The following is a 13778-nucleotide window of genomic DNA, read 5'->3' on the forward strand; positions in this document are numbered from 1 at the left end:
CGGGAGGGACACGTGAGCGTGAGTATCCAGTCATATCAGCAGAAATTCGTGGACGCCCTCGGAGCGGACCTGGTTCTCCTCGGGGAAGAGGTGGAGCGCTATTGTCGAGACTGGCACGGCGATGTGACCACCGGAGCGATCGCCGTTCTCCGTCCGCGCTCTACTGAGGATGTCTCGAAGGCGGTGCGCGTCTGCGCCGAACTCGGCGTCGCGATCGTGCCGCAGGGCGGCAATACCGGCCTCGTGCTGGGTGCCACGCCGGATGCGCCGGAAAGCCAGGTCGTACTCAGCCTCGAGCGCATGAATGCCATCCGCCGGATTGACGTCGACGATTTTTCGGCCGTCGTCGAGGGGGGCGCTATCCTGTCCGAATTCAAGGACAAGGTCGAGGAAGCCGGAATGTTCTTCCCGCTCGCGCTCGGTGCGCAGGGGTCCTGCCGAATCGGCGGCAATGTCTCCACCAATGCCGGCGGCATCAACGTCCTGCGCTACGGCATGACGCGCGAACTGGTGCTGGGGCTGGAAGTCGTCCTGCCCGATGGTTCGGTGTTCGAAGGGTTGTCGACGCTGCGCAAGGACAACCGCGGCATTGATCTGAAGCAGTTGTTCATCGGAGCCGAAGGTACCCTCGGGATCATCACGGCGGTCGCGGTGAAGCTGATGCCGATGCCGGATCAGGTGGCCACCGCACTTCTGGGATTGAATTCGCTCGACGACGTAATCGCGCTCTACCGCCGTGCCCGTCGCGACTGCTGCGACCTCCTGTCGGCCTTCGAGTTCATGCCGCCGCTCGCCTTCACACTGGCGCGCGAGGCGATGCCGGACCTCGCCATGCCGATGTCGGGCGACCACGCGGCCTATGCGCTGCTCGAAATCTCGGGCTCGGGGCTGGTCGACGTGTCGGATCTGATGGAGCGTTTCCTCGAAGGTGTCATGGCCGACGGTCTCGTGGTCGACGGCGTGGTCGCCACGTCCAAGGCGCAGTCGCGCAATCTCTGGCTTTTCCGCGAGGGCATGAACGAGGGGCAGGCCAAGCGCGGTCCGCACTTGCGCACCGACGTTTCCGTTCCGCTGTCGCGGCTCGCCGATTTCGTGCGCGATGCTGAGAAGGCCGTCCATGACGCGCTTCCGGAATGCGTCTGCGTCTCCTACGGCCATGTCGGCGACGGCAATGTGCACCTGAACGTGCTGCCGCCGGGTGACCTGCCGCGTAGTGAGATCGATGCGCGGATCTACAAGGCGAAGAAGATCATCAACGAAGTGCTCGACGGCTATCACGGCTCGATTAGTGCCGAGCACGGCATCGGTCGCCTGAAGACGTCCGACTTCGACATGCGTCTGTCCGAGGTTCGGCGCAAGCTGCTGACCGCTGCGAAGACGGCGATCGATCCGGATCTTCGGATGAACCCCGGTTGCCAATTGAGTTTCGCGAGGGATTGATAGAAAACCCTCACGTGACGCGGAGGAGGCGGGACGTAAAGACCATGGAATTCGGACATATCAGGCGAAGTGAACATCTGCCGGCGCGCATTGCCGGTCAGATTGCGCGCGACATCACGGAAGGCCGGATGCGTCCCGGCGAGAAGCTGCCGACCGAACACTTTCTGGCCAAGGCGCTCGGCGTGAGCCGGTCCGTGGTGCGCGAGGCGATTGCCCAGCTCCGCAACGAAGGACTGGTCGAGACGCGCCAGGGTGTCGGTGCCTTCGTCACCGAGGCCCACGCACGGCCGATCCGTATCGAGCAGGATGACCTGGCCGACCGCCAAAGCTTCCGCGACCTTTTTCAATTGCGCGTGCCGCTGGAGATCGAGGCCGCAGGCCTGGCCGCGCTGCACCATACGGCCGACGATCTTCGGCGTATCGACGAGGCGCTCGCCAGCATGAGCGGCGGGGAAAAGTGGACGGCGGAAGGCATCGTCGCCGACCTTGCGTTTCACCGCGCGGTCGCTGCCGCCACCGGAAACGAGTACTTCTCGGTCTTCATCGGGTTCATCGCGGAGCGCATCAGCCTGGCGATCGATGCCGCGCGGGCGGCTGCGGTTCTCGAGGAGATCGTCGAGGTGACGATCGAGGAGCATGTCGCCTTGCGCGGTGCCATTGCCAGCCGGGATCCGAAGCGGGCGCGCGAAGCGATGAAGATGCACCTGTTGGGGGCGGCGAAGCGGCTCGACCTGACGCTCGAGGGCTATGAGGTCGCATCTGAATAAACTCGAGGCCAGTATCGTCGAAAGTCTGCCAAAATGGTGGTGAGAACCTCATTCGTGGGGGCTTTTTGAGCAAGCCGTCATTTGAATGCTGGACACTGCGACGGAGTCCGACTAAAACGATTCAGGAGCGTTGTCAGACACCCTGACAATAAGGCAAGGCAGCAGGAGGCCGCTGCCTGGGAGACATTCAAAAAGGGAGGATGGACTTGGTTTCCAGGCATTCACTATCCGCAGCCGTGATTTTGCCGGAAGACGCAGCGCAGGCCGTTCTGGTCGGGCGCGTGTGGTCGAAGGCCGTCGACGGCCCTTGCCCGGTACTGCTGCGCGATGGACGCTTGCTTGACCTGACAACCATCGCCGCCACCGTTTCCTTCCTGTTCGAGCAGGATCGGCTGGTCGACAGGCTGAAATCCGCGACCGGTCTTGCCGATCTCGGCTCTCTCGACGATTTCCTCTCCGGCAAGGCGGGCGAACTTCTGGCGCCGATCGACCTTCAGGCGATCAAGGCGGCCGGCGTCACCTTCGCCGACAGCATGCTCGAGCGGGTGATCGAGGAGCAGGCCAAGGGCGATTCCTCCCGGGCACGCGAAATCCGCGAACGGCTGGCGCCGGTGCTCGGCGACAGTTTGCGCGGTCTCGTGGCCGGTTCGGAGCAGGCGGCGAAGGTCAAGGCGCTGCTGCAGGACATGAATCTCTGGTCGCAGTACCTCGAAGTCGGAATCGGCCCCGACGCCGAGATCTTCACCAAGTCGCAGCCCATGTCCTCCGTCGGCTGTGGCGACACGGTCGGTATTCATCCGATCTCGCAGTGGAACAATCCCGAGCCGGAAGTCGTGCTCGCAGTTCGTTCCGACGGCACGATCCTCGGCGCCACGCTCGGCAACGACGTGAACCTTCGTGATGTCGAAGGCCGTTCTGCCTTGCTGCTCGGCAAAGCGAAGGACAACAATGCGTCCTGCTCGATCGGCCCGTTCATTCGCCTGTTCGACGAGAACTTCACCATCGACGACCTGCGCAAGGTTCGCGTCACGCTGCTGGTCAAGGGCGAGGACGGTTTCGAGATGAACGGCGAAAGCCCGATGGAAGCGATCAGCCGCAGCCCGGAAAACCTGGTATCGCAACTGCGCAACCGCAATCACCAGTACCCGGACGGCGCGGTGCTGTTCCTCGGCACCATGTTCGCGCCGGTGAAGGATCGCCGCGGCGTCGGACAGGGCTTCACGCACGAAGTGGGCGACCGGGTGGAAATATCGACGCCGAAGCTCGGACGCCTGGTGAACTGGGTTGATCGCTGCGATGCCTGCCCGGAATGGACCTTCGGGGTCGGCGCCCTCATGCGAAACCTCGCCAAGCGCGGCCTCTTGTAATTTTCGAAACGGGGAGGACCGAGTGCAAAAGGCAATCGATCTATTCTACAAAGTTCTCGAATTCCTGCTGATCATCCTTCTTTCGGGGATGGCGGTCATGGTTTTCGTCAACGTCGTCATGCGCTATGCCATGAATTCCGGCCTGACCGTGTCGGATGAATTGGCGCGTTACTTCTTCGTCTGGGTGACCTTCATCGGCGCCGTGGTGGCGTTCCGAGAACACGGACACATGGGCGTGGAGACCCTCGTGGCACTGTTTGGCCGCAAGGGTCGCATTATCTGCATGGCCGTCAGCAACATCGTGATCATCGGCGTTTCCGCCATCTTCTTCTGGGGGACCTGGAAGCAGCTCCCGATCAACTGGAGCATGAGTGCACCGGTGACGGGCCTTTCCATGGGCTTCGTTTACGGCATCGGCTTCTTCACCGGCGCCGGCTGCGTGATCATCGCCCTGGAACGCCTCATTCGCCTTCTGACAGGTCGCGTGACCGAGGAAGAACTTGCCGCCTTCGCCGGCGAAAACATGTCCCTCGAACATCTGGCCGAGCGTAGCTGATGACTCTTCTCGTATTTATTGCCTCCCTCGTCGGAGCCATGGCGATCGGCGTGCCGGTTGCATTTGCCCTGATGTTCTGTGGCGTCGTCCTCATGTGGTTCATGGGGATGTTCAACAGCCAGATCATCGCGCAGAACATGATCATCGGTGCCGACACCTTCACGCTGCTGGCCATCCCGTTCTTCGTTCTCGCCGGCGAGTTGATGAACTCGGGCGGTCTGTCCAAGCGCATCATCGAGTTCGCGATCGCCTGCGTCGGCCACATTCGTGGCGGTCTCGGCATCGTGGCGATCATGGCTGCCGTCATCATGGCGAGTATTTCGGGTTCGGCCGCTGCCGACACCGCTGCCCTTGCCGCGATCCTGATCCCCATGATGGCGAAGGCCGGCTACAATGTGCCGCGTTCCGCAGGCCTGATTGCGTCCGGCGGCATCATTGCCCCCGTCATCCCGCCGTCCATGGCGTTCATCGTGTTCGGCGTGTCGGCCAACGTATCGATCACCCAGCTCTTCATGGCGGGTATCGTACCTGGCCTTATGATGGGCCTGTCGTTGATCCTCACCTGGCAGTTCGTCGTACGCAAGGACAACATCCAGCCGCTGCCCAAGGCTCCGATGTCCGCACGTCTCAACGCGACCGGGCGCGCCGCCTGGGCACTCGGCATGCCGGTGATCATTCTCGGCGGCATCAAGGCCGGGGTCGTGACGCCGACCGAAGCTGCCGTGATCGCGGCCTTCTATGCCCTGTTCGTCGGCATGTTCATCTACCGCGAACTGAAGCCGCGCGACCTGCCGAAGGTCATCCTGCAGGCTGCCAAGACGACTGCGGTCATCATGTTCCTGGTCTGCGCGGCGCTCGTCTCCGCATGGCTTATCACGGCCGCGAACATTCCGAATGAGATCACGGGCTATATTGAACCGCTGATCGACCGTCCGAAGCTCCTGATGTTGGCGATCATGATCCTGATCCTGATCGTCGGCACGGCTCTCGACCTGACGCCGTCGATCCTGATCCTCACGCCGGTACTGATGCCGATCATCAAGCAGGCGGGCATCGATCCGATCTACTTCGGCGTGATGTTCGTCATGAACTGCTGCATCGGCCTGATCACCCCGCCGGTGGGCGTCGTTCTGAACGTCGTGAGCGGCGTTGGTCGAGTTCCGCTCGGAAAGGTCACGGTCGGCATTCTGCCCTTCCTGCTGGCCCAGACGGCGCTGCTGATGCTGCTCGTACTGTTCCCTGAAATCATCACCGTACCCGCGCAGTGGCTGCGGTGATGGACAACCCTCAATCTTCTCAAACAATCATCCTCGGGAGGGATATCATGAGAAAACTTCTACTCGCCACAACCGCCATTGCATTCGCCTGCACGGCTTCGGCTCCGGCGTTCGCCGAATTCAACGACCGCAACATCCGTGTGTCGAACGGCATCAACGCCGACCACCCGGTCGGCAACGGCATCGAAGCCATGCAGAAGTGCCTGGACGAAAAGTCCGGCGGCAAGCTCAAGCTGACCGCGTTCTGGGGCGGTGCTCTCGGCGGCGACCTGCAGGCCACCCAGGCGCTCCGTTCGGGCGTTCAGGAAGCTGTCGTGACCTCGTCCTCGCCGCTCGTCGGCATCGAGCCGGCGCTCGGCGTCTTCGATCTGCCGTTCCTCTTCGCCAATGCCGAGGAAGCCTACAAGGTTCTCGACGGCAAGTTCGGCAAGATGATGGACGAGAAGCTGGCAGCCGTCGGCCTCGTCAACCTCGCTTACTGGGAAAACGGGTTCCGTAACCTGTCGAACTCCGTTCGTCCGGTCACGAAGTGGGAAGACTTCTCGGGCCTGAAGGTCCGCGTCATGCAGAACAACATCTTCCTCGACACGTTCCAGAACCTCGGCGCGAACGCCACGCCGATGGCCTTCGGCGAGGTGTTCTCGGCTCTCGAAACCAAGACGATCGACGCCCAGGAGAACCCCTATGTGACGATCGACACCTCGAAGTTCTTCGAAGTGCAGAAGTACATCACCGAGACCAACCACGCCTACACGCCGTTCCTCTTCCTGTTCTCGAAGGCCATCTTCGACACCTACACCCCGGAAGAGCAGGCAGCCCTTCGTGAATGCGCCGTCGTTGGTCGCGACGTCGAGCGTCAGGTCATCGCCGACCTGAACAAGAAGTCGCTGGAAAAGATCAAGGCTGCCGGTCTCGAAGTGAACGTCCTGTCTCCGGAAGAACAGACCCGCATCCGCGAGAAGTCGATGGTTGTTTACCAGAAGCACATGGACGAGATCGGTGCGGACGTCGTGGACGCGGTCCTTGCCGAACTCACCGAGATCCGCAAGTAATCTCCCTGCTGCATGTTTTCTTAAATCGCAGCCGATTTAAGACTAAGAACATGCAGCAATTCAAAGTGCTACAGCGTCCTTTGCGCGTCTGACAAGACGTGCGGCGCTGTAGTGGCGGTCCTTCGGGACCGCGCCAAAAAAGAGCCCGCAGTGGTCTCCGCTGCGGGCTTCTTTCATGTTGTGCTCTCGAGAAGGCTTGTCCCGCATGGATGCCGGTGCCGGGGAAGTTTCGCGCCGGCTCTGGCGTGCCCATTACGTCGTTCAGCGCGAGCAGCACCTGCCGAGCGGCATTACCGCGGGCCGGCGAAGGCGGCGAGCCCAAGGGCTTCCGCCGAAGCCTATTGGTTTTGTCGTCGGTTTTTCCTAAGGGCTGAGCCGTTACTTCAATCAGATGCCCGAGGCATCGGACATGCGGCGGCTGACTGTGAAGGTCTTCTCCATGTCGGGATGAAGCTCCATGCCAAGCCCCGGACCGGGGGGAACCGTGATCATCCCGTTCTTCACCTCCGGCAGCGCGGTCACAAGATCGCGATACCAGGTGTTGTAGAAGGCGCGCACGCTTTCCTGGACCAGCGCATTGGGCGCGTTGAGCGACAGGTGGGTCGAGGCGCAGAGCACCACCGGGCCGGTGCAGTCATGGGGGGCGACGGGCAGGTGCCAGGCTTCGGCCATCGACGCGATCTTGCGGGCTTCCGAGAGCCCGCCGCACCAGGATATGTCGAGCATGACAATGCCGGCCGCGCCGGTTTCGAGATAGTCGCGGAAACCCCACCGCGTGGCGAGCGTTTCGGAGGCCGAGATCGGGGCCGGGGAGACTTCGGCATAGCGCTTCAGGCTCGAAAGGCTGTCCATCTTGATCGGATCTTCATGCCAGAAGGTGTTGAAGGGAGCGAGCGCCTTGGCGATCTGCATGGCCGGCAGCAACTGCCACATGGAGTGGAACTCGACCATGATGTCCATCTTGTCGCCGACCGCCGCCCGGATCTTTTCGAAGGGAACGAGTGCCTGCTTGAGGTCGGGGACCGAGATGTACTGGCCACGTGTCTTTTCGGCGGCCGCGTCGAACGGCCAAATCTTCATGGCGGTGATGCCGTCTTCGAGCAGTGAGAGCGCCAGTTCGTCGGCGCGGTGCAGGAAACCGTTCAGGTCGTCATAGTCCTTGCCGGTCGAAAGGCCGTAGTTGGATGTCGTCTGGCCGGTCGCCTTCTTGATGTATTCGGTGCCGGCGCAGGTGTTATAGGTGCGGATCTCGCGCCGCGTGAAGCCGCCGAGAAGCTGGGCGATTGGCTGCCCCGTCGCCTTTCCGAAAATGTCCCAGAGCGCGATGTCGAAGGCGGAGTTGCCGCGCACTTCAGCGCCGGAGGAACGGAAGCCGATATAGCCGACGAGGTCGGCTGCGAGGCGGTCGATCTCCAGCGGATCGCGGCCGATCACGCGGGGCGCGATGTATTCGTGGATGTAGGCTTCGACGGTCTCCGCGCCGAAGAAGGTTTCCCCGAGGCCGGTGATACCTTCGTCGGTGTGCACGAGCAGCCAGAGGAGATTGGCGCGCTCGGCGACGCGCACGGTTTCGAGACCTGTGATTTTCATGGGAACTCCAGTTTCTTGGTTCAGGTCAGGCCGGCACGGCCGAGAGCCTTGAGGCTCTGGTCGAAATGCCGGTCCATGATGGTCGAGGCCACCTGAGGATCGGCGGTGGCGATCGCCTCGGCGAGCTCGAGGTGCAGGCGGTTCACGGCTTCGCGTTCGTCGTCGCTGGCGCGGGCCTTCCAGCCGATCGGCCAGCTCTCGACGATCACGCCCTGAAACGCGCCGATCATGAGGGCGAAGACGGGGTTCTTCGAGGCGCGCGCGATCGCCAGATGAAGGGCGAGGTCGTTTTCCATGACGACGGCCGGTTGGTCGAGGCGGTTCTGCATGGCGCGGGCGAAGCCAAGGATCTCGTCCGCCTCCTGCTCGGTGCGCAGCAGGGCGGCAAGCGTTGCCGTACGCCCCTCGATGGTGCGGCGCGCGTCATAGATCTGGCGGATGTCGATCTGGTCGGTGAAGAGGCCGTGCCGGAAGGTCATGGCAATGGAACTGTCGTCGAGTTCGGCGACGGTGGGCCGCTTGCCGGCGCCGAGGTCGATCAGTCGCATCGCGGCGAGCGAACGCAGAGCCTCGCGAACCACGGTGCGGGACACGCTGAGGCTTTCCGTCAGGGCTGCTTCGGAGGGCAGGCGATCCCCCGGCTTCAACTGGTTTTTGCGAATGAAGGCGGAAATCTGCGAGACCGCGCCTGCGACGAGGTCACCGGAAGATGGCGTGGTCGTGTCCGTTTCGCTCATTCTCTATCCTATGACTTTTGCAAACCTGTATTATAGGTTTGCGCAAAAGCCAAGAGCAAAAGGATAACGGCAAACGTAAAAAGGGGCGGCGAAGCGCCACCCCTTCCTCCAATGTCTCGTCTCGATCAGACGTCGGCCTTGAAGGTCTGCTTCTGCGTGCCGAGGCCTTCGATCCCGAGTTCAACGACGTCGCCTGGCTTCAGGTAGCGCGGCGGCTTCATTCCCATGCCCACGCCCGGAGGCGTGCCGGTGGAGATGATGTCGCCGGGTTGCAGCGACATGAACCGGCTGAGGTAGGACACGAGGAAGGCGACGCCGTAGACCATGGTCTTGGAGGTCCCGTCCTGCATCTTCTCGCCGTTCACGGTCAGCCACATGCCGAGGTTCTGCGGATCGGCGATCTCGTCCTTGGTCACCAGCCACGGGCCGATCGGGCCGAAGGTGTCGCAGGACTTGCCCTTGGTCCACTGGCCGGAACGTTCGGTCTGGAAGCCGCGTTCGGACACGTCGTGGCTGACGCAGTAGCCGGCGACGTAGTCGAGAGCTTCTGCTTCGGAGACGTATTTTGCGGTCTTGCCGATGACGACGCCGAGCTCGACTTCCCAGTCGGTCTTTTCGGATTTGCGCGGGATCAGCACGCCGTCATTCGGGCCGCAGATGGCGGAGGTGGCCTTCATGAAGATTACCGGCTCCGGTGGCACCGCCATGCCGCTTTCAGCGGCGTGATCGGAGTAGTTGAGGCCGATGCAGATAAACTTGCCCGTACCGGCGACGCAGGCACCGATGCGGTCCGCCTGGATTTCCGGCAGGGAGGCCGCGTCGAGGGCGGCAATCTTCGCCAGACCCTCGGGCGAGATATCGGCGCCGCCGATATCCTTCACGTGGGTGGAGAGATCGCGGATCTTGCCGTTCTTGTCGAGCAGGGCGGGCCTTTCCTGGCCAAGCGGGCCGACGCGCATGAGCTTCATTAAGTGTTTCTCCTGTCTTCGTTGTCGTCAGATCGTCCAGCCGCCGTCGATGGCGTAGGCTTGGCCGGATGTGTAGGTGGCGCCGGCGAGATGCAGGGCGAGGTCCGCGATCTCTTCCGGCGTTCCGAGGCGGCCCATCGGCTGGCGGGCAATGAAGGCCGCACGAGCCGTGTCATAGTCGCCCTGGGCCTTCATGCGATCCTGCAGGGAAGGGCTTTCGACCGTGCCGGGGCAGATGGCGTTGCAGCGGATGCCTTGGGCCACGTAGTCGGCGGCGACCGACTTGGTGAGGCCGATGACGGCCGCCTTGGAAATGCCGTAGGCGCAGCGGTTCGGCACGCCCTTAACGCTGGAAGCGACCGAGGACATGTTGATGATCGAGCCGCCACCACGGGCGATCATGCCGGGAAGAACTGCCCGGATGGTGCGGATCATGGCGCGCACGTTGAGGTCCATGGCAAAGTCGAGATCATTGTCGGCCATCTCCATGACGTTGCCGCCATGAACCACGCCCGCGCAGTTGAACAGCACCTCCACGTCGCCGAAGCTGCCGAGTACCGATTTGACTTGTGCCTCGTCCAAGACGTCTAGCACGGCCGTCTCGACGAGAGTGCCAGGGCCGGCTTCGGCTGCGAGCGTCGAAAGTGCGGCCGCGTTGATGTCGGTCGCAAGAACGCGGGCGCCGGCGCGTGCAAAGGCAATGACGCTCGCGCGGCCAATGCCTTGCCCGGCGGCGGTGACTACGGCCTTCTTGTCTTTCAGGGACGTCATGACGCGTGCTTCCTCGTAGTTATCAGGTTGTCAGACTTGTTCATGCGCAAGGCCGATCTGTCAATGTCATTTTCGTCCAGGGTGCACTTCGTCGCCGGCAGCATGCGGAGGCGATTGCGGTGCTCCAAAGAAGCGCGTCGCATTCGCCGGACGTGCTTATGTTCCTGGCACTTGCGCATGCGGTCGCGGGGGATACCCGGCGAGGTGGCCAAGGCTACGGCTCGCTTGAAAGCTGAATTTCCCGACTTTCAATGGAATGCTTCATCGCGGGGCCGTCCCGTGACGAGCCAGATGAAGCTCCGCTTTGTGCCCACGGTGGGGTCAGGGAACGATGCCCCGGCAGGCCCAGGCGATGTTTGCAAACGATCGGGGGCCGTCTGGCCGGCCGGCCTCATAGGCGTCGCGCACGGCCGCCTCAGTGCGCGCCCGCTCCGTGGCGTCGAGTGTTGCCACGTATTTGCCAAGCGGTCCTTCGCCCGCGGCAATCGGCCCCCAATAGTCGTCGAAGCTTTGGTAGTCCATGCGGATCATCAGCTGGGTTTCTGCAACGTCAACGAGACCTTGCTCGATAAAAGTCCGGTTCATTTCGCCGGGCTGCATCATCGGCTGAAAGCAATAGCGGGCGCGCAGCTGGCGCCCGCCTTCGCTGAGTGCGGCCACCGTGTCGACCATCATGCGCATCCCGGGCATGCCGCCGAGATGGTCCCAGACGGCCGCCGCGACAACACCGCCCGGGCGCACGACGCGACGCATCTCGGCGACCGCCTTTCCGGCTTCGGGCACGAAGTGGAGCACGAGCAGCGCCAAGGCGCGGTCGAACGTACCGTTTTCGAAGGGCAGGGCGCAGGCATCCGCCTGGCGGATCTTTATGCGGGTGTCGGTATTGCGTCGGTTTGCCTCCTCGACGAAGACCGGCGAATAGTCGATTGCGGCGATCTCGCTGAGATTGGCTGTGCTGGCGAGCGCGAAGGTCAGGCTGCCGGTGCCACAGCCGACATCGAGAATCTTTTCGCCATCGGCAAGCCCCGCGAAGTCAATGAAGAGCGGCGCAAGTTTTCGGCTCCAGCGGCCCATGAGCTGCTCATAGCCGGCCGCGTCGTGGACAGTGAAACTCGAGGTCATGTTACCCTCCCTGCGCAGGGCATATGCTAGACCTCGACAGAGAGGTTGCCAAGGCGCGCTGCGCGAGGCTCGCCGGGCGCGGTGGCGCTTTGCGCGTCGTTCGAGCCGTCTTCGTCCTAATCAGCCTCGGCCTCATGCGCCGATCGACGGCCCGCGGTACCACGTGCGGACATCGGCGTGTGTCGTCACGCTGGGGCTGGACTGGGCGGCTGCAACGGGCGGGCTGGATGACACGCGGCGCAGATGACCTTCAAAGGGAACAACTGGTTTGCGCGAGCGTTGGCTGACCAGAAGGAGGAAAGACGATGGCCAACCCTGATCTGCATCAATCTCATGATCTCATTGCCAGTGACATGGTGGTGGGGACAAATGTCTACGACATGAACGGCGACCACATCGGATCGGTCGAGAGAATAATCCTCGAGAAACGCGGCGGACGCGTCGCGTATGCGGTGATGAGCTTCGGCGGTTTCCTGGGAATTGGGCATGACCATTATCCGCTTCCCTGGGAAATGCTCGACTACAACACGGATCTTGACGGCTTTCAGGTGAACATCACCAAAGAGCAGGTCGAAGGAGCTCCCCGGTATTCGGCAAACCAGGAATTTGACTGGAGTCCCGAGAGCGGTCGTCGCGTCTATGACTACTATGGAATTCCGCCTTATTGGGTGTGATCAAGCGAGCCTTTCGGGCCTGAAGAATTGACCTTTCTCCGGAGCATCTTCGAGAAGAGTTCGGGCCCGAAAACCTCCGGGTCGACCACGTGAGACGCGAAGCGGGTAGTCGCACATAGTCGCCCGGTCGTGAGCGGCGAGGTCGATCAAGGAGAACACAATGACCGAAGGCGATAACACGCAGCAAGTCTTGCAGTGCATGACAACCGAGCATTTCGTGCTGCAGACCGCCCGTACAGCCACAATTCAGGAAGCGAACCAGCGTGCCAACCTGTTCCTGACTTCGGTTTCGAGCGCGACGATCGCTCTGGCCTTTGTCGCACAAGTTACTGAGATGGGCCCGCCTTTCGTGCTGTTCAGCCTGATTCTGCTACCCTGCCTCTTTTTCATAGGCCTGGTCACCTTCGTGCGCGCCGTGCAGGTCGCCATTGAGGACATGGTGCACGCCCGCGGCATGGCTCGGATCCGGCACTATTACACCGAATTCGCGCCAGTCATGCAGAAGTATCTGATCCACTCCACCCATGACGATCGTTCGGCGGTGCTCGTCGACAAAGGCTTTAAACCATCGCCCCAGCAGTACTTCATGAGTGTCTCAGGCATGGTGAGTACGATAAACGGCGCAATCGCAGGCGTTTTCACGGGAATAGTGGCAACATCCGTATTCAGTTCGGGGATGGCGCTCGGCGTAATCTTCGGGATTTGTGCTTTTGCAACAAGCAGCTTGCTGTTACGGCGCTACCACATGCGCGCCTGGGCTGCCGCCGAGCACAAATTGCCGACGCTTTTTCCGGGCTCGCCCGACTCGTAATGGGTCCGCGGTACGGTGCGTCGCTGTGAACGCGTCGAACAACTGCTCGCGAACCTTCCAGAACATCTGCCCGCCGGCGGCGACTGCTCTCGGGGCGGCATCTGCTCGCCAGTGTTTTTTCGGATCCCGAGATCCCGCGGAACCAAGATCAGTGTCGGATGTTTTTGCTTCATTCAACGGGAGCAGCGCGATGGCAAAGGTAAGGTATGAGATCGTGGAGCACGACGGGGGGTGGGCCTACAAAGTCGACGACGTCTTCTCTGAAACTTTTCCCAACCACGCCGACGCACTTGCCGCCGCGGAAATTGCGGCGCGTCACCACGAGGCTCCCGGTTCGACCGAGAATATCGAATTCCAGGATTCCGCCGGCCACTGGCAAGAGCAAGTCGCCTCCGGTCTCGACCGTCCCCGTACCGAAGTCGTCGATACACCAAGCGTTCAGCACGGGATAGGACACCCTACCGCGAAGCACCGCAGTGCACTTCGCACTGTCTTGTTGCTCGCCGGTATTGGCTTCGCGGTCGGATACGTTCTTCGTCCTACCCAACGTCGCTAACTTCAAGGGCCGCTCATTCGCATCGCTTGCCGAGGCCCCCAAGCCAATCGTTAGTCGGGGCGTGCGGCTGGCAGCGCGCGGCCCAACCGC

The 13778-nt window shown here is 62.1% G+C and carries 14 protein-coding genes; 9 read left to right on the forward strand and 5 right to left on the reverse strand.

The genetic code is table 11. From position 1 onward, the window contains the following. Positions 1-24 precede the first annotated feature (24 nt). The 6 genes from QN224_RS09975 to QN224_RS10000 all read left to right on the forward strand — a co-directional run bounded on the left by QN224_RS09975 (position 25) and on the right by QN224_RS10000 (position 6459). A complete protein-coding gene (locus QN224_RS09975; protein WP_283976921.1) occupies positions 25-1440 on the forward strand; it encodes an FAD-binding oxidoreductase in 1416 nt (471 codons plus the stop codon). A gap of 44 nt (positions 1441-1484) precedes the next feature. Beyond that, positions 1485-2207, forward strand: coding sequence for a FadR/GntR family transcriptional regulator (locus tag QN224_RS09980; RefSeq protein ID WP_283976516.1), 723 nt, complete (start codon positions 1485-1487; stop codon positions 2205-2207). A gap of 206 nt (positions 2208-2413) precedes the next feature. Next, the gene (locus QN224_RS09985) at positions 2414-3574 is read left to right on the forward strand and encodes a fumarylacetoacetate hydrolase family protein (RefSeq protein WP_283976517.1); all 1161 of its coding nucleotides are present in this window, start codon (positions 2414-2416) and stop codon (positions 3572-3574) included. Positions 3575-3596: 22 nt separating this feature from the next. After that, a complete protein-coding gene (locus tag QN224_RS09990; protein WP_269286175.1) occupies positions 3597-4130 on the forward strand; it encodes a TRAP transporter small permease in 534 nt (177 codons plus the stop codon). After that, the gene (locus QN224_RS09995; RefSeq protein WP_283976518.1) at positions 4130-5407 is read left to right on the forward strand and encodes a TRAP transporter large permease subunit; all 1278 of its coding nucleotides are present in this window, start codon (positions 4130-4132) and stop codon (positions 5405-5407) included. The genes QN224_RS09990 and QN224_RS09995 overlap by 1 nt, the downstream gene beginning before the upstream one ends. 47 nt (positions 5408-5454) lie before the next feature. Further along, on the forward strand, positions 5455-6459 hold the full coding sequence (locus QN224_RS10000) for a TRAP transporter substrate-binding protein (protein ID WP_173512019.1): 1005 nt from the start codon (positions 5455-5457) through the stop codon (positions 6457-6459). A 387-nt stretch (positions 6460-6846) separates the two neighbouring features. Here the strand turns inward: QN224_RS10000 and QN224_RS10005 are convergent, their stop codons facing one another. From QN224_RS10005 to QN224_RS10025, 5 genes are all read right to left on the reverse strand, one after another. Beyond that, positions 6847-8049 carry a mandelate racemase/muconate lactonizing enzyme family protein gene (locus tag QN224_RS10005; RefSeq protein ID WP_283976519.1) on the reverse strand — a complete coding sequence of 401 codons (1203 nt, stop codon included), beginning with the start codon at positions 8047-8049 and terminating at the stop codon, positions 6847-6849. Between the two features lie 20 nt (positions 8050-8069). After that, the gene (locus tag QN224_RS10010; RefSeq protein ID WP_283976520.1) at positions 8070-8786 is read right to left on the reverse strand and encodes a FadR/GntR family transcriptional regulator; all 717 of its coding nucleotides are present in this window, start codon (positions 8784-8786) and stop codon (positions 8070-8072) included. Between the two features lie 125 nt (positions 8787-8911). Beyond that, positions 8912-9754, reverse strand: a complete 843-nt coding sequence (locus QN224_RS10015) for a fumarylacetoacetate hydrolase family protein (RefSeq protein ID WP_283976521.1) — start codon at positions 9752-9754, stop codon at positions 8912-8914. A gap of 27 nt (positions 9755-9781) precedes the next feature. After that, a complete protein-coding gene (locus QN224_RS10020) occupies positions 9782-10525 on the reverse strand; it encodes an SDR family oxidoreductase (RefSeq protein WP_283976522.1) in 744 nt (247 codons plus the stop codon). Positions 10526-10846: 321 nt separating this feature from the next. Continuing rightward, entirely contained in the window at positions 10847-11647 is an 801-nt protein-coding gene (locus QN224_RS10025) for a class I SAM-dependent methyltransferase (protein ID WP_283976523.1), read from the reverse strand. A gap of 305 nt (positions 11648-11952) precedes the next feature. Between QN224_RS10025 and QN224_RS10030 the strand changes: the two genes are divergently transcribed. The 3 genes from QN224_RS10030 (at position 11953) to QN224_RS10040 (ending at position 13688) form a co-directional block, all read left to right on the forward strand. Then, entirely contained in the window at positions 11953-12321 is a 369-nt protein-coding gene (locus QN224_RS10030; protein ID WP_173512025.1) for a PRC-barrel domain-containing protein, read from the forward strand. A gap of 160 nt (positions 12322-12481) precedes the next feature. Then, entirely contained in the window at positions 12482-13132 is a 651-nt protein-coding gene (locus QN224_RS10035; protein ID WP_283976524.1) for a hypothetical protein, read from the forward strand. A 190-nt stretch (positions 13133-13322) separates the two neighbouring features. Continuing rightward, positions 13323-13688 (forward strand): DUF2188 domain-containing protein, encoded by a 366-nt coding sequence (locus tag QN224_RS10040; RefSeq protein WP_283976525.1) that lies wholly within the window; start codon positions 13323-13325, stop codon positions 13686-13688. Positions 13689-13778 lie beyond the last annotated feature (90 nt).

The organism is Sinorhizobium sp. 7-81 (genome assembly GCF_030124405.1).
GTDB classification, from domain to species: domain Bacteria; phylum Pseudomonadota; class Alphaproteobacteria; order Rhizobiales; family Rhizobiaceae; genus Sinorhizobium; species Sinorhizobium psoraleae.

Bases quoted from the DNA above. Each gene is read 5' to 3' on its own strand.
- QN224_RS09980 (WP_283976516.1), top strand. From the start codon at position 1,485: ATGGAATTCGGACATATCAGGCGAAGTGAACATCTGCCGGCGCGCATT.
- QN224_RS09995 (WP_283976518.1), top strand. From the start codon at position 4,130: ATGACTCTTCTCGTATTTATTGCCTCCCTCGTCGGAGCCATGGCGATC.
- QN224_RS10000 (WP_173512019.1), top strand. From the start codon at position 5,455: ATGAGAAAACTTCTACTCGCCACAACCGCCATTGCATTCGCCTGCACG.
- QN224_RS10005 (WP_283976519.1), bottom strand. From the start codon at position 8,049: ATGAAAATCACAGGTCTCGAAACCGTGCGCGTCGCCGAGCGCGCCAAT.
- QN224_RS10010 (WP_283976520.1), bottom strand. From the start codon at position 8,786: ATGAGCGAAACGGACACGACCACGCCATCTTCCGGTGACCTCGTCGCA.
- QN224_RS10015 (WP_283976521.1), bottom strand. From the start codon at position 9,754: ATGAAGCTCATGCGCGTCGGCCCGCTTGGCCAGGAAAGGCCCGCCCTG.
- QN224_RS10020 (WP_283976522.1), bottom strand. From the start codon at position 10,525: ATGACGTCCCTGAAAGACAAGAAGGCCGTAGTCACCGCCGCCGGGCAA.
- QN224_RS10025 (WP_283976523.1), bottom strand. From the start codon at position 11,647: ATGACCTCGAGTTTCACTGTCCACGACGCGGCCGGCTATGAGCAGCTC.
- QN224_RS10030 (WP_173512025.1), top strand. From the start codon at position 11,953: ATGGCCAACCCTGATCTGCATCAATCTCATGATCTCATTGCCAGTGAC.
- QN224_RS10035 (WP_283976524.1), top strand. From the start codon at position 12,482: ATGACCGAAGGCGATAACACGCAGCAAGTCTTGCAGTGCATGACAACC.
- QN224_RS10040 (WP_283976525.1), top strand. From the start codon at position 13,323: ATGGCAAAGGTAAGGTATGAGATCGTGGAGCACGACGGGGGGTGGGCC.